At 54.9% G+C, this 20,607-nt stretch carries 18 protein-coding genes; 7 read left to right on the forward strand and 11 right to left on the reverse strand.

Annotated elements, in window-relative coordinates; all coding sequences use genetic code 11:
* The first annotated feature begins 2 nt into the window (after positions 1 to 2).
* Positions 3 to 1,115 carry an ABC transporter ATP-binding protein gene (locus tag WA429_RS13500; RefSeq protein ID WP_068518891.1) on the forward strand — a complete coding sequence of 371 codons (1,113 nt, stop codon included), beginning with the start codon at positions 3 to 5 and terminating at the stop codon, positions 1,113 to 1,115.
* 123 nt (positions 1,116 to 1,238) lie between these two features.
* On the opposite strand, the gene WA429_RS13505 is transcribed toward WA429_RS13500, so the two are convergent.
* The 3 genes from WA429_RS13505 to WA429_RS13515 all read right to left on the reverse strand — a co-directional run bounded on the left by WA429_RS13505 (position 1,239) and on the right by WA429_RS13515 (position 5,253).
* Positions 1,239 to 2,750 carry a sensor histidine kinase gene (locus WA429_RS13505; protein ID WP_287464924.1) on the reverse strand — a complete coding sequence of 504 codons (1,512 nt, stop codon included), beginning with the start codon at positions 2,748 to 2,750 and terminating at the stop codon, positions 1,239 to 1,241.
* Between the two features lie 9 nt (positions 2,751 to 2,759).
* A complete protein-coding gene (locus WA429_RS13510; protein WP_068517415.1) occupies positions 2,760 to 3,494 on the reverse strand; it encodes a response regulator in 735 nt (244 codons plus the stop codon).
* Positions 3,495 to 3,657: 163 nt separating this feature from the next.
* Complete coding sequence (locus WA429_RS13515; protein ID WP_287464923.1) at positions 3,658 to 5,253, reverse strand: choice-of-anchor I family protein; 1,596 nt, start codon at positions 5,251 to 5,253, stop codon at positions 3,658 to 3,660.
* Positions 5,254 to 5,436: 183 nt separating this feature from the next.
* Here WA429_RS13515 and WA429_RS13520 point away from each other — a divergent pair, with 183 nt between their 5' ends.
* The 3 genes from WA429_RS13520 to WA429_RS13530 are packed head-to-tail and all read left to right on the forward strand — an operon-like array spanning position 5,437 to position 6,938.
* On the forward strand, positions 5,437 to 6,444 hold the full coding sequence (locus WA429_RS13520) for an NAD(P)/FAD-dependent oxidoreductase (RefSeq protein WP_287464922.1): 1,008 nt from the start codon (positions 5,437 to 5,439) through the stop codon (positions 6,442 to 6,444).
* Between the two features lie 18 nt (positions 6,445 to 6,462).
* Entirely contained in the window at positions 6,463 to 6,657 is a 195-nt protein-coding gene (locus WA429_RS13525) for a DUF2256 domain-containing protein (RefSeq protein ID WP_287464920.1), read from the forward strand.
* A complete protein-coding gene (locus tag WA429_RS13530) occupies positions 6,654 to 6,938 on the forward strand; it encodes a DUF3253 domain-containing protein (RefSeq protein ID WP_287464919.1) in 285 nt (94 codons plus the stop codon). The genes WA429_RS13525 and WA429_RS13530 overlap by 4 nt, the downstream gene beginning before the upstream one ends.
* 3 nt (positions 6,939 to 6,941) lie before the next feature.
* On the opposite strand, the gene pgi is transcribed toward WA429_RS13530, so the two are convergent.
* From pgi to WA429_RS13565, 7 genes are all read right to left on the reverse strand, one after another.
* On the reverse strand, positions 6,942 to 8,588 hold the full coding sequence (gene pgi / locus WA429_RS13535) for a glucose-6-phosphate isomerase (protein WP_287464917.1): 1,647 nt from the start codon (positions 8,586 to 8,588) through the stop codon (positions 6,942 to 6,944).
* Positions 8,589 to 8,740: 152 nt separating this feature from the next.
* Positions 8,741 to 9,700 carry a PfkB family carbohydrate kinase gene (locus tag WA429_RS13540; RefSeq protein WP_287464916.1) on the reverse strand — a complete coding sequence of 320 codons (960 nt, stop codon included), beginning with the start codon at positions 9,698 to 9,700 and terminating at the stop codon, positions 8,741 to 8,743.
* Between the two features lie 137 nt (positions 9,701 to 9,837).
* On the reverse strand, positions 9,838 to 10,446 hold the full coding sequence (locus tag WA429_RS13545) for a tyrosine phosphatase family protein (protein ID WP_114113927.1): 609 nt from the start codon (positions 10,444 to 10,446) through the stop codon (positions 9,838 to 9,840).
* Between the two features lie 170 nt (positions 10,447 to 10,616).
* Positions 10,617 to 11,588, reverse strand: coding sequence for an agmatinase (speB, locus tag WA429_RS13550; protein ID WP_287464914.1), 972 nt, complete (start codon positions 11,586 to 11,588; stop codon positions 10,617 to 10,619).
* Positions 11,589 to 11,626: 38 nt separating this feature from the next.
* Complete coding sequence (locus tag WA429_RS13555) at positions 11,627 to 13,132, reverse strand: aldehyde dehydrogenase (protein ID WP_068517408.1); 1,506 nt, start codon at positions 13,130 to 13,132, stop codon at positions 11,627 to 11,629.
* An 85-nt stretch (positions 13,133 to 13,217) separates the two neighbouring features.
* Positions 13,218 to 13,766 carry a cupin domain-containing protein gene (locus WA429_RS13560; RefSeq protein ID WP_068517407.1) on the reverse strand — a complete coding sequence of 183 codons (549 nt, stop codon included), beginning with the start codon at positions 13,764 to 13,766 and terminating at the stop codon, positions 13,218 to 13,220.
* Positions 13,767 to 13,808: 42 nt separating this feature from the next.
* The gene (locus WA429_RS13565; RefSeq protein WP_068517406.1) at positions 13,809 to 15,191 is read right to left on the reverse strand and encodes a glutamine synthetase family protein; all 1,383 of its coding nucleotides are present in this window, start codon (positions 15,189 to 15,191) and stop codon (positions 13,809 to 13,811) included.
* 316 nt (positions 15,192 to 15,507) lie between these two features.
* Here WA429_RS13565 and WA429_RS13570 point away from each other — a divergent pair, with 316 nt between their 5' ends.
* The 3 genes from WA429_RS13570 (at position 15,508) to WA429_RS13580 (ending at position 19,091) form a co-directional block, all read left to right on the forward strand.
* Entirely contained in the window at positions 15,508 to 16,878 is a 1,371-nt protein-coding gene (locus WA429_RS13570) for an aspartate aminotransferase family protein (RefSeq protein WP_287464913.1), read from the forward strand.
* Positions 16,879 to 17,119: 241 nt separating this feature from the next.
* Positions 17,120 to 18,469: an NAD(P)/FAD-dependent oxidoreductase gene (locus WA429_RS13575; protein WP_287464911.1), complete on the forward strand. Its 1,350-nt coding sequence runs from the start codon at positions 17,120 to 17,122 to the stop codon at positions 18,467 to 18,469.
* A gap of 124 nt (positions 18,470 to 18,593) precedes the next feature.
* The gene (locus tag WA429_RS13580) at positions 18,594 to 19,091 is read left to right on the forward strand and encodes a group III truncated hemoglobin (RefSeq protein ID WP_286888337.1); all 498 of its coding nucleotides are present in this window, start codon (positions 18,594 to 18,596) and stop codon (positions 19,089 to 19,091) included.
* 37 nt (positions 19,092 to 19,128) lie between these two features.
* Here WA429_RS13580 and WA429_RS13585 read toward each other — a convergent pair whose 3' ends face one another.
* A complete protein-coding gene (locus WA429_RS13585; RefSeq protein ID WP_287464909.1) occupies positions 19,129 to 20,445 on the reverse strand; it encodes an NAD(P)/FAD-dependent oxidoreductase in 1,317 nt (438 codons plus the stop codon).
* Positions 20,446 to 20,607: the final 162 nt, after the last annotated feature.

The following is a 20,607-nucleotide window of genomic DNA, read 5'->3' on the forward strand; positions in this document are numbered from 1 at the left end:
AAATGGCATCACTCACCCTCGATAAAGTTCGCAAGGCCTTTGGCCCTGTCGAAGTTCTCAAGGAAATCAATCTGGCAATCGAAGATGGCGAGTTTCTCGTCCTTGTCGGTCCGTCAGGTTGCGGTAAATCGACCCTTCTGAACCTGATTGCCGGTCTGGAAAGCTCGACCGGCGGGGAAATCCGCATCGGTGACCGCGTCATCAACGACGTACACCCCAAAGACCGTAACATCGCCATGGTGTTCCAGTCTTATGCGCTGTACCCCAACATGACGGTTCGCAAGAACATCACCTTTGGTCTGGAAATCCGCGGTGTGTCGGCACAGGAACGTGACAAGGCCGTTGCCGATGTCGCCAAGCTGCTTCAGATCGAGCCGCTTCTGGATCGCAAACCGTCGCAGCTTTCCGGTGGTCAGCGCCAGCGCGTTGCCATGGGCCGTGCGCTTGTGCGTGATCCGGACATCTTCCTGTTTGACGAACCGCTTTCCAACCTTGATGCCAAGCTGCGCGTTGATATGCGGACCGAAATCAAGAAACTGCATCAGCGTCTTGGTTCGACCATCGTTTACGTGACGCATGACCAGATCGAGGCCATGACGCTTGCATCGCGCATCGCGGTCATGAAAGGCGGTATTCTTCAGCAGTTCGATACGCCGCAGAACATCTATGAGCGCCCCAACAACATGTTTGTTGCCGGCTTCATCGGTTCGCCGTCCATGAACTTTGTCGATGCGACCCTGATCGACAATGGTGGCAAGCTTGCCGTTTCCATCGAACGTGATGGCGGTCCGATTACCCTGCCGCTGTTCGAAGCACCGGAAAGCTACAAGGCCTATGTCGGCAAGAAAGTCGTCTTTGGCATCCGCCCGGAAGGCCTGACACACAAGCGCACCGGCTCAGACGAACCGGGCAGCCAGTATGTCAACTTCGACAGCAAGGTCGAAGTGATCGAACCGACCGGTGCCGACACCATGACAGTGATCGACATTGCCGGCAAAGAAATCGTCGCACGTGTCCGTCCGGACCGCGCACCGACACCGGGCGAGAGCATGACCTTCTCGGCCGACATGTCTCAGATCAGTCTGTTTGACCCGGAAACCGAGTTGCGGATCTGATCTGACTGGCGGGTGGTTCTGGGGGCCACCCGCCATTCTTCTTTTACCGGCGCGTCAAACCTGCCGGTCATTAAAAAAGCGGCCCGAATATGCGGACCGTTTTTTTTGTTTCTGCCATCCGGTTCAGTTGGCCGCAATGATCCGCCGCGGCAGCGATATGGTGACCTCAAGCCCCTTGCCAGGCATATTGCGCAGGCTGATCCGTCCGTCATGGGCGTCAATCACGGTTTTGACGATCGACAGTCCAAGCCCGCTGCCCCCGGTGCTGCGCGCACGCGATCCTTCGACACGATAGAATGGCAGGAAAACCTTGTCCTGATGTTCGACAGGAATGCCCGGCCCCTCGTCACGGATGGTCACCAGAACATTGTCCGCTGTTGCTTCCAGACTGACCTTGGCGCGATGACCGTATTTCAGGGCATTTTCAATCAGGTTGGTAAAGGCGCGTTTCAATGTCCCCGGTCGGCAGGTCAATCGAATGCTGCGTTTGCCATCAAATGAATGGGGCTCATCCCCGCCGCCAAACACCGTATGAACCGATGAAAACTGCAATGGCTGCGGACCGTCGAAACTGACAGGACGGCCAAGATCGGCATAGTCATCACAAATCGCTTCAAGCACGGAAACGAAATCAACGGTGCGTTCTTCTTCTTTCTGAATCCAGTCGCCCAGAAAATCGAGCGCATCATTCAAAAGACTGTCCATTTCATCCAGATCGCGCAGAACGGTTTCGCGCAATTCATCATTTTCAATGAATTCGGCGCGCAGACGAAGGCGGGTACTCGGTGTGCGCAAATCATGCGAAATTGCCGCCAGCATGCGGGTACGATCGCCCAGCATGCGCGAAATCCGTTCGCGCAAATCGTTATAGGCCGCGGCCATTGACCGGGCTTCGGTCGGACCGCGTTCTTCGACCGGCGGGCCATCGACCTCGTCCCCATGGGCAATGATCGCTGCGGTCAGCTTTTTGAACGGTCCGGCCAGCAAATCGGCAAGGGCGGCAAAGACGGCCAGAACCGCAACCACCCCCATCAGAAACATCAGAAACACAAGCGATGGCGATGAATAGCTGGCCCATAATTCATCATGACTGATCAAAAGCCGCTTGCCCGACGGCATCATGATTTCAAGCTGGGCTTCCAGTCCCAGACGCGCCATTTCGCGCGATAATTCCGCAAAAAACAGGCTGGGGTTTTCGGTGGCCTCGATGGTGGCACGTTGTTCGGAACTCAGGCGCCCGCGCAGGAAATGAACCTTGACCGAAGTTGGCCAACCGGTATTGGCCAGTCGCACCGGCATGGCGATATGTTGTGCTGGCCTTGAAAACAAAAGCAACGTGCCAAGATCATCGGCTGGCAAGATCCGCAATGCCATGCCATCGCGCGCCGCAATATCGACGATATTGGCTTCAAATTCGGGATTGTCGGCAATGCGGGCCAGCTCACGAATGGTAAAGCCCAGCGTATAGGCCCGGCTGATCCGTTCGTTGCGTTCAATGACATAATAGGATGCCAACGCACTCAGCACGGCAATGATCACGCCGCCCAGCATCATCAGCATAAAGATCCGCCCACCCAAGGTACGCGGTTTGTAGCGTCTTAGATAATCACTGAACTGTGCGAACATGTCCGCCATCACACAGTCCTAAAGCGTCTGTGTATCGGCGCAGAACTGATACCCGATCCCGCGAACGGTTTTGATCAGTTTGGGATTTTTCGCATCTTTTTCGATCTTGCGCCGCAGACGGCTGATCTGGATGTCGATGCTGCGATCAAATGGCAGTGAACTTTGCCCGCGGACAATATCAACAAGCTGTTCACGCGACAGCGCCCGCTTGTTGTTTTTCACCAGTGCCAGCAACAATGAAAATTCACCGGTCGACAGATGCACAGCTACATTATCGGCATCGCGCAATTCACGTGATCCGATATCCAATGTCCATTCACCGAAAATAATACGCTGGGTCGGGGCTACTTCATTGTCGGTCGGCCCGACGGCACCGGTTTCAAACCGGCGAAACACCGCCCGGATACGGGCCAGAAGTTCACGGGGATTGAACGGCTTGGTCAAATAGTCATCCGCACCAAGTTCAAGCCCCAGAATACGATCGGTATCCTCACCCACCGCTGTCAGCATCACGATCGGCACCTTGGATGTGCGCCGGACATCCCGGCATAACGCAAACCCGTCTTCGCCCGGCAGCATGATGTCCAGAATGACCAGATCAATCTTCCAGTCGCGCAAGGCACGGTGCATCTCGTTGCCGTCTGAAACGGTCGTGATGCGAAAACCATGCTGCAGCAGGAACTTTTTCAAAAGCTTCTGGATTTCCTGATCATCATCGACAACCAGAATATGAGGTTCACGTCGCGTAGTCAGAGTCCCGAACTCCCCTTTATCAATCGGTCATGTTCCTGACCGTGCGCGGAGTTTAGTCCATATTGCCTTCGGATTGAAACATTTTACCATGACCTGATCATAAAAGAAAAAGCCGGGCTGAACCCGGCTTTCCCTGTGTCTGCCCGATGCGTCTCATCGGGTTTTATTTCAGGTCATAGACCTTGGTGCTGCCCGATACTTCGGACGCAATCACCAGCATGGCATTCCCGGTCGGGCTGTCCTTGGCATCAACGAACTGCATGCCTTCGGGTGCCAGTTCGCCTGCGGTGTCTGCTTCGGGATTGCCCGAGAAACGGCGATCGCTGTGATAGGTGACAAATTGCGGGTTGGCCGGATTGCTCAGGTCATAGACCATAAAGCCGCCCTGCCGTTCCAGGCCGATAAAGGCATAAGGAACGCCGTTGACATACCCCGCAGCAATGCCTTCGGGTTCCGGGCCTTTGTCGTCGGAACGATTGTCACGGCTATAATTTTCGGTGTCTGACGAATTAAAGACATTGGCGTATTTCGCCGCCAGCACCTGCTCGAACGCATCGCCGCTATCAAAGACCATCTCACCGCTGGCATTCAGAACCGAGAATGACCGCGCGCCATAGCTGTAAATAACGTCAACATCCCCGTCACCATCGGTGTCACCCTGTGCGGTTGTCGTTTTCAACCGGCCAAGATTTTCGTCTTTCTGAAGAGTGTCAGCATTCGGAAAGGCAACCGGGTCAAGGGTCAGTTTGCCAACCCGGGTTTCTTCGCTGTAACCGTCATAGTCACGGGAATCGCCTTCGTTGGCGATCAGGATCCAGTCCTTGCCGCCAATCTCAATCGCATCAATGGTATCGGGCATATACATGCCCATCACCGGCCAGGTGCGGATATTGATCTTGCCGTCCTTGTCACTGGCATCAAAGGCATGAACCGAATGGTCCTTGAAACCAAGACCGGCCACATGTTTGACCGTCGCGGTTTCGATATCGATGATGGCGACTGCATTGTTTTCCTGAAGCGACACAAAGGCGGTCCTGCTGTCGCCTGAAACAGCAATGTATTCCGGCTCGATATCCTGGGCGACGCTTGACGTACCCGGGTTGGATGTCCGCATACCGTATGGCAGTTCCGCATCATTCAGGAACTTGAAGTCAACCGTGCGCACATTGGCATCGCTCAAACCATCGACGCCACCGGCAATCGAAATGATTGAAACGCTGCCTTCCGGGTCGTTGGTGAATGCGTCATTGGGTTCGCCTTCATTGGCAACAAGGACATATTTGCCATCGGGCGAAAACTTGATCATGTCGGGCAATGCACCGACTGTTACCGATGCGATAAAGTTGCCTTCGGTATCAAAAAACACCGCCTTGCCCGGGGCCTGCTTGTTTTCATTCTCGACCGCGACGGCAACGACCCCGTTTTTCACCGCAACACTGTTTGCGCCCTTGCCCCAGGTCGCAAGTTCAAGTGCGCCAAGCTTGGAAAGCTTGTCGGGGTTTGACATATCAAGGATATCAATCGCCTTGTCCGCGCCATTGACGACAAAGATGCGTTTGGACACCGGGTCAAATGCCGGGATTTCTGCGGCACCCTCGTCGAGCATGCCGGTGCGATATTCGCCCATCGGCACAATCTTGATCGGGTGTGCGCCCGCGTTGGCAACACTTTCGGTCATCATCGCGTGATCTGATTTAGTACCGGCACAGGCCGTCAAAAGTACGGAAATAGCAGCAGTTGCCATCAATGAAGAACGCATAATTCCCCCTTGGTAAATGGTTCGACAGATCAGACAACCTGCTGATTTGTTGTAACGGTTTGATGACCCGGGCGTGACAGTTTCATAAATATCTTGTGGCAATGACTGCTCCAACCCGCCCCGTCTTGCGTATCAGAATCAAACCGCTGAATTGTCGCAACACCACATCATCGGGGCTGTCAGATGAAATCAATCCGCATCGCCATCATCGGCGCAGGCATGGCCGGACTGAAAGCTGCAAGCACTTTGCACAAGGTCGGAATGGACGTAACCGTCTTTGAAAAAAGCCGTGGTCTGGGCGGAAGACTGGCATCACGGCGAACCGATTTCGGTCATTTCAATCACGGTGCGCAATATGTTACCGCCCGGCATCCCGGTTTTGTCGCCTATCTGGAACAGGCCGCATCGCATAACGCCGCCCAGAACTGGAAACCGAACCTGCATCATGGCGAAATTCCCGCCATGCAAAGTGCCGGGAACCTTGCGCTTGATCACTGGTATCAGGGCGCGCCGCAAATGAACAAACTGATCAGCCCGCTTGTCGATGCCTTTACCATTCACAAACAGCACCGCATCACCAGAATTGAACAGCTTGATCGAAAAAGCTTTGTTCTTCATGACGATCTGGACGGGGAATTCGGCCCGTTTGACGGGGTTATCGTAACGGCCCCTGCCCCGCAGACGGCTGAATTGTTGCGGCCACTTTCAGCGCGTTATGACGCGATTGGTGACGTGGTTACCGCACCTTGCTGGGCGGTGATGGCGGCCTTTGAACAGCCACTTCCGACGGCATTTGATGCCATGCTGCATCCATCCCCGGCAATCAGTTGGGCAGCACGCAGCACACAGTCAGATGATCTGTTCCACCGGCGCCGTCCCGACCCCTGGGTTCTTCATGCCAGTCCGCAATGGTCGCGCGACCATCTCGAAGATGACAAGGACCGCGTAATTGAAAATCTTTTGGCTGCCCTGCGCGATGTGAGTGGCGTCAAACTGCCGCAATTGCATTCGGTGCAGGCCCATCGCTGGCGCTATGCGCGAACCGAACAGCCACTGGGTTCAAGCCATCTGAACGGTATGAACGGGCGCGTGATCGCCGCCGGGGACTGGTGTCTTGGTGCCCGGGTCGAAGCCGCGTGGCGCAGCGGTCAGTCTGCCGCCCATGCGATGATTGAAACCCTGATCGGATAAATACGACCCGGTAATGCCATGCCCCGCAATGCCAACGGATCACTCCGTGCCAAGGCGCATTTGCCGTCAAAGACATGCCTATCCTGCGGCCGGCCATTTTCGTGGCGACGCAAATGGAAAACCTGTTGGGAGGACGTCAAATACTGTTCCGACCGATGCCGCAACAGCCGTTCTCACAAAAGATCACCTGAGCATGATGGTGCAGGGTCATGATGGTTGATGATGTCGAAGAAACCCGGCCAACCTATGCGGTTTTGCGCCAAAGAATGCTGTCATTTGCCGCCCGGCGCGGTGCGGACAAATCCATCTGCCCGTCCGAGGTCGCCCGATCATTTGGCAAAAACTGGACCGATCTGATGCCGCGCATTCATCAGGTTGCCGAACAGCTCTGCGCCGAAGGGCTACTTGAATATCAAAAGGGCGGTATCAGCCATGGCCAAAACCGCCCTTCCGGTGCCTATCGGCTTTGTCTGATCCCCGATGACGGGGACTAGCAGTCACCCGCGCAAAGCATGCAGACGCTTGATCAGGCCCGCTGTTGATGCGTCACGCGCACCTGCGTCTTCCTTGCCTTCGACCATCGGCAGCAACTCCTTGGCAAGCTGCTTGCCAAGTTCGACCCCCCACTGGTCATAGGAATTGACGTTCCAGATGATGCCCTGAACAAAGATTTTATGTTCATACATCGCCACCAACCGGCCAAGGGTGAATGGATCAAGCTGCTTATACAGGATCATGGTGCTGGGCTTGTTCCCGGCAAATACTTTTTGCGGGGCAAGAACATCAATCTCGGCCGGGGAAAGGTCACTGCCCGCCAGTTCTGCCCGCACTTCATCCTCGGTCTTTCCACGCATCAATGCTTCGGCCTGCGCCAGACAGTTCGACACCAGTTTGTCGTGATGGTTGCCAAGCGGATGGAGCGCATTGGCTGCAACAATGAAATCAACCGGGATCAGTTCGGTGCCCTGATGGATCAGCTGATAAAACGCATGCTGCCCGTTGGTGCCGGGCTCGCCCCAGATGATCGGACCGGTTTCATAGGCAATCGCCTTGCCATCGCGGGTTACCGATTTGCCGTTACTTTCCATATCGGCCTGCTGCAAATAGGCCGGCAGTCGCGAAAGATGCTGATCATAAGGCAGGATGGCCTGGCTCGATGCGCCCAGAACATTGCGATACCACACCCCGATCAGGGCCAGGATCATTGGAATGTTGGTTTCCGCCGGTGCGGTTTTGAAATGGTTATCCATCGATTGCGCACCGCGCAGAAGGTCTTCGAACTTGTCATAGCCGACAGCCAGAATGATCGGCAAACCAATCGCCGACCACAGGCTGTAACGCCCGCCGACCCAGTCCCAGAACCCGAACGCATTATCGGTATCAATTCCGAATGCCGCGACCTTTTCAAGGGCGGTTGAAACCGCCACGAAATGCTTGGCGACCGCGCTTTGATCCCCCAGCGCCTTTACCAGCCAGTCACGGGCGGAATAGGCATTGGTCAGGGTTTCATCAGTGGTGAAAGTCTTGGACGCAATGATGAAAAGGGTCGTTTCCGCATCAAGATCCTTGAGCGTATCGACAATATGCGCGCCATCGACATTTGAAACGAAATGGCAGCGAATGCCATCAATATGGAACGGGCGAAGTGCCTCGTTGACCATCACCGGGCCAAGGTCGGATCCGCCAATACCGATATTGACCACATCGGATATTTTCTTGCCTGTATAGCCCTTCCATTCGCCGGAATGAACACGCGTGGCAAATGCCTTAAGCCGTGCAAGCACTTCCTTGACGGCCGGCATGACGTCTTCGCCGTCAACCTTGACGGGGCCACCATCCAGGTTGCGAAGGGCCGTGTGCAAAACAGCACGGTTTTCGGTGACATTGATCCTGTCACCGGCAAACATCCGGTCGCGCCATTCTTCGACATTCGCAGCCTTGGCCAGGCGCACAAGGGCGGCCATCACATCATCGGTGATCAGGTTTTTCGAATAATCGACAAACAGGTCATTAAGCGCGGCGCTATAACGTTCGAACCGTGCCGGATCATCGGCAAAAGCCTGGCGCAGGTTCAGTTTCCCGGAAACCTCCGCGCCCAATTGATCCAGTTCTTCCCAGTTTGCAGTCAGTTTGTCAGCGGACATCACCACCCTCGGCCTTGTTCAACGTATTACACACCAAAACAGTGCAGTCGCGATCCCGCAGACTAGCATCTTGTTCAAACCATGTGTGGGACAGTTTGCAGAATGTCGTGGCAAGATTATGCGGATACCACGACATTCCTGTTGCTGGCGCTTTAGCGCGCTGAAAGAAAGTCTTCGACTTCCTTTTCGGTCGGAAGCGCATTGATGGCCCCGCGCTTGGTGGCGGTAATCGCCCCCACCGCATTGGCAAAGCTACATGCCGCAATCAGCTTTTCCTCGGACCCCAAAAGTTCCGGGTCTTTCAGCAAACGCGACAGGAATCCCGCCGTGCATCCATCCCCGGCACCTGTGGCATCCACCGCCGTTACGTCAAATGACGGAACGAAACCGTCAAATTCCGGCGTGATAAAGCGCGATCCTTTGGGGCCATAGGTCACGACAAGTGCACGCCACTGGTCACACCAAAGATCCTTGATGCCGTCTTCCAGGTCTTCCTTGCCCGATACAAAGATGATTTCTTCATCCGACATCTTGACGACATCGGCCTGACTGATCGCAAGCCGCAGGATTTCACGCGCCTTTTCCACACTCGGCCAAAGCGGCAGGCGCAGGTTCGGGTCACATGAAATGATCGCCCCGTTTTCGCGCGCGATACGGATGGCCTCAAGGGTGGCGGCGCGCGGATCATCATCGATCATGCACAGGGTTCCGTAATGGAACAGATCAGTTGATGTCAGCATATCCCGATCAAGATCGGCCGGGCACAGCAACATGTCCGCCGACGGGCTGCGATAGAATGAAAATTCGCGTTCGCCATCGGCACGAAGCGACACGAATGCCAATCCGGTCAGCGCTTCCTTGGTCAGAACAATACCCGATGTATCAACATTATCGGCCTTGAGCGTATCCACAAGGAAATGCCCGAAGGCATCATCGCCAAGTTTGCCGATAAAGCCGGTATCAATGCCCAGACGCTTCAATCCCACAGCAGCGTTTCCCGGTGCACCGCCCGCGGCCTTGGCAAAGGCAGGCGCATCGGCAAGGCCGGTACCGGTCACAGTCGGAACAAAATCAATCAGCAGTTCCCCAAGACAAACAGCTTTGGCTGTCATGACGTTTCTCCGTTCGGATTGTCCGCAAACAAATGCGGACCCGTTATCAAATTCATGTTGCGATCTGTGGGACCGACGGGCTTTTTAAATCGATTCAATTTGACGTGCAAACCAAAATCGGAACGAATGATAGCACATCACTGTGTGGATGCCTTTTGGCGGGCCAGTGCGCGGCCAAATTCGATCTCGCGCGCACGTTCAAGTTCAGTCATCCAGCGTTCAAACATATCATCACGTTCAAGCTGAATGGCATAGTGACGATGCAGGGCGGCGGTCAGTCGCCCTTCGCGCCCCAGCATATCATCGGCAAACGCAATCATGACCGAATTCGGCCAGGCAATCGGGCGCATTTCGCGAATGGTGGTGAAAATGCTGTCTTCGTCACGATCCGGTTCGATTTGCGCCATCAGGGTAATCATGGCTGCGGTTGAGCGCGACACACCCATATGACAATGCACCAGCAAGTGACCATCACGGCGATCTGCGTGGCTGGCTTTCAGGGCCTCGCCAAAGGCCAGAATGGCTTCGACATCCTGACGGGTCGGTGCCGGACGGCCTTCCTTGTCATCAATCACGTCATGAAACCGCAAAACGGTCCGTTCATGCGGGGCAAAATCGCCAAAGATGGGCGGGTCTTCCCGATCAGGATCAAGAACCGACAGGATATGGGAAACCCCGTGATTACGATGGGTTGGCAATTCATCAATGCCACAGATGGTCAAACGGGTAATCGCGATCGGTTTCATTTTTCATTTCCTGTCATGTTTCATTTCCTGTCATGTTTCATTTCTTATTCGGCCCTATCAGAGCACAAGAAAATGAAAAAACAAGGGCCGGCGCCTGTTAAAAGCACCAGCCCTTGAATATTTCCAGGGCGCGCAACTGACTGCGTCGCCCTGGCCTATGACCAGAACCGTTATTTCGCGCGGTTTACCGCATGAATATTCAGCATTTCCCACGCCATGGTCGCCCCGGCAAGGGATGTGATGTCCGAAACATCAAATGGCGGGGATACTTCAACCACGTCACTGCCGATCAGGTTCACATGACCGGCAAGACCGCGCAGGATCGACACCGCCTGATGGCTGGTCAAACCGCCCAGAACCGGTGTACCGGTCCCCGGTGCATAGCACGGGTCAAGACCATCAATGTCAAAGGTGATATAGGCCGGGTTGTTGCCAACCGTTGCCTTGATCTGTTCGACAATGGCGTCAATCGACATCGACTGAACTTCCGGGCCATAGATGATGTTATAGCCGTGCGTCGATTCATTGTGGGTCCGAATACCGACCTGAATGGATTTTGACGGATTGACGATGCCCTTTTTCGCCGCGTGCCAGAACATGGTGCCGTGATCGATACGGTCACCATCATCTTCCCAGGTATCGGAATGGGCATCAAACTGGATCAGGGAAATACCATCACCGTATTTTTCGGCATGGGCTTTCAGGATCGGATAGGTGATGAAGTGATCGCCACCAATCGTCAGCATCTTCGCACCCGACTGCACGATATCGCGTGCGTGATCTTCGATCATCTCGGGCAGTTTTTCCGGATGGCCCGGATCGATCACCATATCGCCGTAATCAATCACCGCCAGTTCGGCAAAGATATCGCGCCCGGACGGAAAATGCGGTGCCCATGCAAGATTGGTCGATGCACGACGCACCCCCTGCGGGCCAAGGCGCGTGCCCGGACGGCTTGATGTTGCAAGGTCATAGGGAATGCCCGTCACGGCAATGTCGATACCGTTAAGATCACGCGAATAGCGGCGGCGCATGAATGACAGCGCACCGGAATACATCGGCTCGCTGGTATTCTGATGCACAGATTTCGCCGTAAAGGCGTTATCACCGCCCTTGGTGTCAATGACGCCAGTGCTGCTCATTTTTCTTCCCTTATCTCCGAATGAGAACCTGCTTGTAATCAGGCGTCGCCCAGCGCAATCCAGGTCGACTTGATTTCACAATATTTATCGAGCGCATGCAGCGAACGATCGCGACCGGTACCGGACTGCTTGTAACCACCAAACGGCATGGTGATTGATCCACCGTCCCAGCAATTGACCCAGACAAGACCCGAACGCAGTTTCTTTGCGGTCATGTGTGCCTTGTTGATGTCGCGCGTCCAAACCGCTGCTGCGAGACCATATGGCGTATCATTTGCCGTCTGAACAGCCTCTTTCCAGTCCTTGACCGAAATAACCGACAGAACCGGGCCAAAGATTTCTTCCTTGGCGATTGTCATATCGTTTTTGATGCCATCAAACACGGTCGGTTCGACATAATAGCCACCGGACTCGGTGCGTGCGCGTTTGCCACCGGTGCGCAGAACGCCACCTTCGGCAGAACCTTTTTCGATATAACCCAGAACGCGGTTCATCTGGCTTTCATCAACAATCGCGCCCATCTGGCTTTTCGGATCAAGCGGATCACCCGGCTGCATTTTTGCACCAGCGGCAATGACCTTTTCGATGAATTCATCCTTGATGCTTTCTTCGACAATCAGACGCGAACCGGCGGTGCAGACCTCGCCCTGGTTATAGAAAATACCACCGGCTGCGGCCGCGGCTGCGGCATCCATATCCGGGCAATCGGCCAGAACAATGTTCGGGCTTTTGCCACCGCATTCAAGCCAGACGCGCTTCATGTTCGACTGACCCGAATATTGCAAGAACAGCTTGCCGACCTCGCCCGACCCGGTAAAGGTCACGCAATCGACATCTTCATGCAGGCCAAGCGCCTTGCCCGCCGTTGGACCAAAGCCCGGCACAACGTTCAGAACACCTTCGGGGATACCGGCCTCAACCGCGATTTCCGCCACACGAAGGGCAGTCAGCGGTGATTGTTCTGCCGGTTTCAGGATGATCGAATTGCCCATCGCCAATGCGGGGCCAAGCTTCCAGACCGCCATCATCAGCGGGAAGTTCCACGGCACAACTGCGGCAACCACGCCAAGCGGCTCACGGGTGATCATGCCGATTTCATTGGTGCCCGACGGCGAGATTTCATCATAAATCTTGTCAATCGCCTCGGCATACCAGCGGATGCATTTGTAAGACAGCGGAATGTCATCGCGGGCAGCAAGCGTGATCGGCTTGCCCATATCAAGACTTTCAAGCAATGCCAACTCGGCTGCATTCTTTTCGAGAAGGTCCGCGAAATGAAGCAGGATCGCCTTGCGCTTGGCAGGTGCAGCTTCGGACCAACTGCCTTTTTCAAAGACGGCGCGGGCCGATGCCACCGCACGATTGACGTCTTCGACATCACATTCGGCAACCTTGGTCAGAACCGACCCGTCGCGCGGGCTGATGCAATCGAATGTCTTGCCCGATGCGGCATCAACATAGGCACCGTTGATGAACGCCTTGTTGCGAATATCAAGGGCGGCGGCCTGTGCGGTCAGTTGTTCAAAATTCAACGGATTGGTCATAGGAAGTCTCCTGACGGATGGCGCTTTTGGGGCCTTGTTCAATATCGGAATTCAGGTCGGGTCATATGCCCGATACTTTACGCGATCAGTATGACGGCGGTGTGGCAGCACTGACGACTTCGCATTCCCCGTCCCCGACATTGCGGAAACGGTGCGGAATTTCTGCATTGAAGTAATAGGCATCACCAGGGCCAAGAACCTTGACCCGCTCGCCCACGGTCACCTCAAGTTTGCCGCGGATAATGACACCGGCTTCCTCGCCCTTCTGAACGATAAGATTGTCACCGGTATCGCCACCCGCCGGATAGGTTTCATGCAGCACGCGCAATTTGCGATCCTTGCGCGATGCCCCGACAAGACGCATTGACATCGTCCCGTCGGAAAGTTCGACAAGCTCTTCTTTTTTAAAGAAAATTTCTTCACCATTGTCGAGATCAATGGTGAAGAAATCAATCAGGCTCATCGGGATGCCTGCCAGCACTTTGGCAAGACTGTCAACAGACGGGCTGACACGATTTTGTTCAATCGTTGAAATCGTACTGTTCGTGACACCGGCACGTCGTGCCAGTTCACGCTGCGACAGCCCGTACATGCTGCGCACAGCTTTCAGACGATCCCCGACCTTTTGCGACATTCCCGGTTGTTCCCTATTGAATGTTTTTATTTTTACCTGCGGTCAGACCGCATCAAGGTACCAGCGATATTCAAGCTGGGTGACCTCGGCAAAGAATTCGTCATATTCGGCCCGACGGCAGATATCAAAGACCTCGACGAAGCGTTCACCAAGATATTCCTTGACGATCTTGCCATCCACGAAACGATCAAGAGCAGAAATCATGCTGCGCGGAACAATCCGGCCGCCATGCTGTTCATAACCGTTACCAACGGTCGGCTCGCCCGGATCAAGCTTGTTTTTCATGCCGTAATGCATCCCGGCCAGAACACAGGCCAGCACCAGATACGGGTTGGCATCCGCACCCGACACGCGATGTTCGACACGGGCGGCCTTGGGGCTGCCAGCCGGAATACGCAACGCGACCGTACGGTTGTTCAAACCCCAGTTCGGCGACATCGGCGCATAGGCCTTGTTCTGGAACCGGCGATATGAATTCGGGTTCGGCGCGAATACCGCCATGCTTTCAAACATCGCTTCCTGCAAACCGCCAATCGCAAAGCGCAGGTTCTCGGAAACTTCCTCGCCCGCGACCGGGGACAGCACGTTATTGTCATCCTTGTCCCGCAAGGACACATGAACATGCAAACCGTTGCCCGCCTGATCGGAATAGGGTTTGGCCATGAAAGTCGCGGTCACACCATGGTCCCAGGCAATGCCCTTGACCACGCGTTTAAGCTGCATCGCATGATCCGCAGCCAGCATCGGATCGGTCACATGACCAAGGTTGATTTCAAACTGACCGGGTCCGGCTTCGGCAACGATGGTGTCGGCCGGAATGCCCTGACGGTTCAGTTCGGCAACCGCGTCATGAAGGACCTTTTCAAAGTCTTCGATCTGCTGAAGGCCGTAAACCTGCACACCGTCCGATGCGATCCCGCCGCCAAGCGGCTGGGGCGGAAGCGGTTCAGCGGTCTTTTCGTTCTGATCGGCCAGATAGAATTCAAGTTCAAGGGCGACGGTCGGATACAGACCATCAGCCGCCATGCGATCAACAACGCCCTGCAACACATTGCGCGGATCGGCAAAGAACTTGGTACCATCCAGGTTATGCAGGCTCATCATGACCTGCGCCAAGGGCAATTCGCCATACGGAACAAGACACAGGGTTCCCGGGATCGGTTTTGCCAGATTGTCCTGGTCACCGCTCGACCAAAGAAGCCCCGTTCCTTCCGGGGTGTCACCGGTAATATCGACCAGGCACATGGAGCCCGGCAAAGTCACACCTTCGGTAAAACTTTTGAGAAACTTCTGCTTGCTGATTCGCTTGCCGCGAAACACGCCGTTAATGTCGGGAATGAGCAACTCAACAAGTTCGACATCAGGGTTTTCTTCAAAGAATCGTTGGGCTTCCGCCCTACTGTCTTCGACGAACGACTTGTTCATCGTCTTATACTCCCAGAAAAGGCCTTTTATTAAAGGAATTGTGCCTGTGTTCCATCGTGCCGCGCCGGAATGCCCCGGTCAAGCCCCTTCGTTCGATATATCGTGCAAATCATGCAGTGCAAAAGAATTCACCGGTCGAAACAACTCTTTAACAATGGCCGTCCCGAACCAACCACTGGATAACAAAAACCGAGTTGGATAGCCGAAAAATTTTGTCGAAAAATCCTCTTGCAAAGGTGTTCAAAAAAACGAACACTGATTGCAGATGTTCAACATATCGCACAAAAGCAGACAAACTGCGCTGTCAGGAGACGTTATGAATAATTTCGACAAAACCGCCTATTGGCAGGACATCGACCAGGCACACCATATTCATCCGTTCACCGATACAGCGGATCTGAATAACCGTGGCACCCGGGTGATCACCCGTGCCGAAGGCGTGTTTATCGAGGACTCGAACGGCAAACGCTATCTTGATGGCATGGCCGGTCTGTGGTGCGTCAATGTCGGCTATGGCCGTAAGGAACTGGCTGAAGTCGCTTACAAGCAGATGCTTGAACTGCCCTATTACAACAACTTCTTCCAGTGCGCGAATACCCCGGCGATCGAGCTTTCCAAAGTTCTTGCCGAAATCACGCCAGACGGCCTGAACCACGTATTCTATGCCAATTCCGGTTCGGAAGCGAACGACACGGTTGTCCGTATGGTGCGCCAGTACTGGAAACTCAAAGGCACGCCGGAACGTTCGGTGATCATCAGCCGCAAGAACGCCTATCACGGGTCGACCGTTGCCGGTTCGTCGCTTGGCGGGATGGCTGGCATGCACGCCCAGGGCGGCCCGCTTCTGCCGGATGTGGTTCATATTGATCAGCCATACTGGTACGGCGAAGGCGGCGATCACACCCCGGAAGAATTCGGCCTGATTGCGGCGCGCAAACTCGAAGAAAAGATCGAGGAACTTGGCGCGGATCGCGTTGGCGCCTTTATCGGTGAACCGATCCAGGGTGCTGGTGGCGTCATCATTCCGCCGTCAACCTATTGGCCGGAAATCCAGGGCATCTGCAAGAAATACGACATTCTTCTGATCGCTGATGAAGTTATCTGCGGCTTTGGCCGGACCGGTGCATGGTTCGGCTCCGATACCTTTGACATCAAACCGGACCTGATGCCGATGGCAAAAGGCATGTCATCGGGTTATCTGCCGATTTCGGCCGTTATGGTCGGTGATCGCGTGGCGGATGTGCTGATCAATGAATGTGGTGAATTCACCCATGGCTTCACCTATTCCGGTCATCCGGCCTGTGCGGCCGTGGCCCTTGAAAACATTCGCATTCTGCGCGACGAAAAGATGGTTGAACGCGTCAAGGATGACATTGGCCCCTATTTCGCCAAGGCCCTTAAAACCCTTGAAGACCATCCGCTGGTCGGTGCGGTTGAAACGGTTGGCCTGATTGCCGGCATGCCGCTGGTTGATGACAAGAAAACCCGCAAGATGTTCGACAAGCCGGGCACGGTTGGCACCATCTGCCGCGATGCCTGTGTTGCCAATGGCGTGATCATGCGTGCCTGTGGTGATCGCATGGTACTTTCCCCGCCGCTTTGCATCACCAAGGAAGAAATTGACGAACTGGTCAAACGCGCCCGTGCGGCCTTTGACGAGACAGCAAAGAAAATCGGCAAAATGTAATTTCTGATCGATTTCAGGACCTTAACGAAATACCCGGCATGCATTATCATCGCCGGGTATTTTCATTTTACGGCCATCGCACCAAGCCCCGACCATCTGATAGATAGGCCGCCCCGGCCTCTGATCAACTTTTGACCAAACTTTGACCGCCACTCGACCAACTCTATCCGTGACTGTCCGCACCGTTCTTTCGACCCGACTTTTGCCCCAACTTTTACCTCACGCCACCATGAGACGCCCCATGCTCAAACGCATCTATCAACCAGCCGCCTATCAGACGCACACCCTGCCTGACAGCTTCTGGGTACAAAGCGCATCCCCCCTTCCCGATTGCCAACAATTGCCACGTGATGCGGTCATCAAGGCCGATGTTGCGATTATCGGGGGCGGATATTGTGGCCTGTCGACGGCACTTGAACTTGCCAAAAACGGGGCTGATGTCGCGGTTTTTGATGCCGGTCGCAGTGGCTGGGGGGCTTCGGGACGCAATGGCGGTTTCTGCTGCATGGGCGGCAGCGGCAAGGGATATGGCGAGCTTGCCAAACGGTTTGGCGACGATGCCGTGCGTCACTTTGCCCGCATTCAGCGCGATGCCATCAATCTGGTTGATCAGCGCCTGCGTGACTGGAACATTGATGCCGATCGTCATTCGGATGGCGAAGTTGTTCTGGCCCACAAACCCAACCGCGTGCGCGACCTTCATCACGAAGCTGACGAGATCGCCCATTTCACCAGCATTCAGACCGAATTTCTTGACAAGGATGCCCTGATCGAACGCGGTCTGAATGCCGGGGATACCTATGGCGGCTTGCACGTCAAAGAAGGTTTTGGCCTTAACCCCATGAAATATCTGGCGGGTTTGCATGAAAAATGCGTTGCGGCAGGTGTTCGGATATTTGAACAGGCCCGCATCGACCGCTTTGTTGAAGATGGTGAAAACTATCGTCTTTATGCCGGCGACAGCCAGATCACCGCAGGAAAGATTGTCATTGCAACAAACGGATACAGTGCCGAAAACCTTCCTGACTGGCTTGGCGGGCGCCTGATGCCGGTCTTTTCGGGCATTCTTGTCACCCGGCCCCTAAGTGATGCGGAACTGTCCGCACAGGGCTGGACAAGTGATCTGATGGCTTTTGACAGCCGCATTCTGCTGCATTATTTCCGCAAACTGCCTGATAACCGGTTCCTGTTTGGCGGACGTGGCGGCATTACCGCGACCGAGGCCGCCTTTGCCGCGGGCAAGCAGGACTTGCTTGATAATTTCCATCGCATGTTCCCGGCATGGCGCGACATTGAACTGACCCATCACTGGAACGGGCTTGCCTGTCTGTCGCAAAGCTGGCGTCCCTATATCGGGCGCGTGCCCGGTCATCATGATGTCTGGACCGCACTTGCCTGGCATGGCAATGGTGTGGCGCTGGCCAGTCTCGGCGGCAAGATGCTGGCGGAATGCATGCTGGGCATCAGCGATCAGGAAGATCTGGGTGCTGTTCTTGCAACACCGATGCAGCGTTTTCCGGTGCCAGCCCTTCGGCGCGTTGCCCGGTCGGTTGCCTATCGCTATTACGGTTTGCGCGACCGTTACGCATAACAGGTCTGCCCGACCGGCGGCCGTGATCTGTTTGCGCCCCGGGTCAAAGTGACATATGTCATATTCCAACATCGCGGATTTGCGTAAAACTGCGGTCTATCCAGCGAACCACGGGCCATGTGACATGTCTGAAAAACAGCCTACCCTTGCCGAAATCAAGGAACGCCGCGAAATCGCCACCCGCCGTATCAAGGAAGATACCGGGATCGATCACGACATGATCAAAAACATCGTTCACGGCTTTTATGCCAAGGTTCGCGAAGATGAAATGCTCGGCCCGGTATTTGCCGAAAAGGTCGAAAACTGGGACCATCACCTTGATCGCATGGTGATGTTCTGGTCATCGGTTGCCCTTGCCACTGGCAATTATGACGGCCGCCCGATGCAAAAGCACCTGCCGCTTAAAATCACCCGCCATCATTTTGATCGCTGGCTGCAACTGTTTGCGCTGACCCTTTCGGAACATTGCAAGGAAGCCGCCGCACGGCATTTCATGGAACGTGCGCTGCGTATTGCATCAAGTTTTGAAATCGGGATTGCCGCCCATAATGGTGTCATCCTTGGCAAGGGGGAACGCTATGACCCGGTGACAAGCTGGTCCCCCGGGAACGGCGATACCTAACCCCGTCAGGCAGCCCATCCGGATTTTCCCGAACCGATCACAGCTTGTCGCGGATCGAATACCACAACATGGCCGCCACCAGCATCGGGAACCGCAATGCCTTTCCACCCGGGAAAACCGGGGTCTTGATATTGGCCATCACATCGAACCGTTCCATGGTTCCGCCCACTGCATCGGCCATGATCTGACCGGCGAGGGTCGCCATCGCCACCCCGTGCCCGGAATAGCCGCTGGCGGTAAAGATATTATCCTCGATCCGGCGGAAGAACGGCATGCGGTTCATGGTGATCGCCAATGTCCCGCCCCAGCCATAATCGATTTTAACGTCTTTAAGCTGCGGATAGACTTCCAGCATATGGGGCGCGACAAACGATTTGATGTCTTTGGGGAAGGTATAGCCATAGGTCTCCCCGCCGCCAAACAGCATGCGTTTATCGGCACTCAGCCGGTAGTAGTTGATCACGAACTTTGAATCTGCGACCGCTACATCATCGCGGATCAATTCACGCGCCAAATCGTCACCCAGCGGTTCGGTCGCGATGATGAAATTGTTGATCGGCATGACGCGTTTCGCGACACGATCATCAAGCGCATCAAGATACCCGTTGCAGCCAAGGATCAGTTTGTTAGCGCTAACAACGCCACCATCCCTAGTTTTCACTGTTACCTTGCCAGCCTGACTTTCATAGGACGTCACAACGGAATTTTCAAAAATTCGCGCCCCGGCTGCACGTACCGCATCGGCAATCCCCAATGCGAAATTCAGCGGATGAATATGCCCCGCCCCCATATCCAGCGACCCGCCGTGATAAAATTCCGATCCCAGCATGGCGTGCATTTCATCACGATCCACGGCCCGGATCTGGTCATAGCCATATTCGGATTGCAGCTTTTCAACATATTCATGGGTTTCCGGGACAAAACGCGCCCGATGATCGGCATGAAGGATGCCCGGCTTCCAGTCGCATTTGATATCGTGTTTGGTGATCAGGGATTTGACGATATCCTTGGACTGTTCGGCGATATCCCAAAGTTTGCGGGCATCATCGCGCCCGACCATTTTTTCAAGATCATCCTGTTCGCGGCGCTGGCCCGATCCGACCTGCCCGCCATTGCGCCCCGATGCGCCCCACCCCACACGATGGGCTTCAAGCACGATCACATCAAAGCCGCGCTCGGCCAGATGCAGTGCGGATGACAACCCGGTAAAGCCCCCGCCAATCACCACAATGTCACAGGTTTGATCGCCTTCCAGCCTGGCAAACGGGTCGGTCGCATTCGCCGTTGCCGCGTAATAGGATGCCGGATAGGTGCCGTCCCGGTCATTGGCGGTCAGCAGGTTCGGGGTAAACATGAGGAATCCTCATTTTCGTTGAATATTGTGGCTCTATCCTGCCCGATCAGGGGCAGCTATCAAGGGAAAACTGCCTGTTTTTAATGACTTTGACCGGATTTCGCGGATTATGCCAAAACAGGCAACCATCGGGATAAAGGATTGCGTCAACCCGCATCCACA

The sequence above is a fragment of the Thalassospira sp. CH_XMU1420-2 genome (assembly GCF_037029325.1).
Taxonomy (GTDB): Bacteria; Pseudomonadota; Alphaproteobacteria; order Rhodospirillales; family Thalassospiraceae; genus Thalassospira; species Thalassospira povalilytica.

What these genes read in the sequence shown, in the direction of transcription:
- WA429_RS13500 (WP_068518891.1), top strand. Translation starts at nt 3, where the DNA reads ATGGCATCACTCACCCTCGATAAAGTTCGCAAGGCCTTTGGCCCTGTC.
- WA429_RS13505 (WP_287464924.1), bottom strand. Translation starts at nt 2,750, where the DNA reads ATGGCGGACATGTTCGCACAGTTCAGTGATTATCTAAGACGCTACAAA.
- WA429_RS13515 (WP_287464923.1), bottom strand. Translation starts at nt 5,253, where the DNA reads ATGCGTTCTTCATTGATGGCAACTGCTGCTATTTCCGTACTTTTGACG.
- WA429_RS13520 (WP_287464922.1), top strand. Translation starts at nt 5,437, where the DNA reads ATGAAATCAATCCGCATCGCCATCATCGGCGCAGGCATGGCCGGACTG.
- WA429_RS13525 (WP_287464920.1), top strand. Translation starts at nt 6,463, where the DNA reads ATGCCCCGCAATGCCAACGGATCACTCCGTGCCAAGGCGCATTTGCCG.
- WA429_RS13530 (WP_287464919.1), top strand. Translation starts at nt 6,654, where the DNA reads ATGATGGTTGATGATGTCGAAGAAACCCGGCCAACCTATGCGGTTTTG.
- pgi (WP_287464917.1), bottom strand. Translation starts at nt 8,588, where the DNA reads ATGTCCGCTGACAAACTGACTGCAAACTGGGAAGAACTGGATCAATTG.
- WA429_RS13540 (WP_287464916.1), bottom strand. Translation starts at nt 9,700, where the DNA reads ATGACAGCCAAAGCTGTTTGTCTTGGGGAACTGCTGATTGATTTTGTT.
- WA429_RS13545 (WP_114113927.1), bottom strand. Translation starts at nt 10,446, where the DNA reads ATGAAACCGATCGCGATTACCCGTTTGACCATCTGTGGCATTGATGAA.
- speB (WP_287464914.1), bottom strand. Translation starts at nt 11,588, where the DNA reads ATGAGCAGCACTGGCGTCATTGACACCAAGGGCGGTGATAACGCCTTT.
- WA429_RS13555 (WP_068517408.1), bottom strand. Translation starts at nt 13,132, where the DNA reads ATGACCAATCCGTTGAATTTTGAACAACTGACCGCACAGGCCGCCGCC.
- WA429_RS13560 (WP_068517407.1), bottom strand. Translation starts at nt 13,766, where the DNA reads ATGTCGCAAAAGGTCGGGGATCGTCTGAAAGCTGTGCGCAGCATGTAC.
- WA429_RS13565 (WP_068517406.1), bottom strand. Translation starts at nt 15,191, where the DNA reads ATGAACAAGTCGTTCGTCGAAGACAGTAGGGCGGAAGCCCAACGATTC.
- WA429_RS13570 (WP_287464913.1), top strand. Translation starts at nt 15,508, where the DNA reads ATGAATAATTTCGACAAAACCGCCTATTGGCAGGACATCGACCAGGCA.
- WA429_RS13575 (WP_287464911.1), top strand. Translation starts at nt 17,120, where the DNA reads ATGCTCAAACGCATCTATCAACCAGCCGCCTATCAGACGCACACCCTG.
- WA429_RS13580 (WP_286888337.1), top strand. Translation starts at nt 18,594, where the DNA reads ATGTCTGAAAAACAGCCTACCCTTGCCGAAATCAAGGAACGCCGCGAA.
- WA429_RS13585 (WP_287464909.1), bottom strand. Translation starts at nt 20,445, where the DNA reads ATGTTTACCCCGAACCTGCTGACCGCCAATGACCGGGACGGCACCTAT.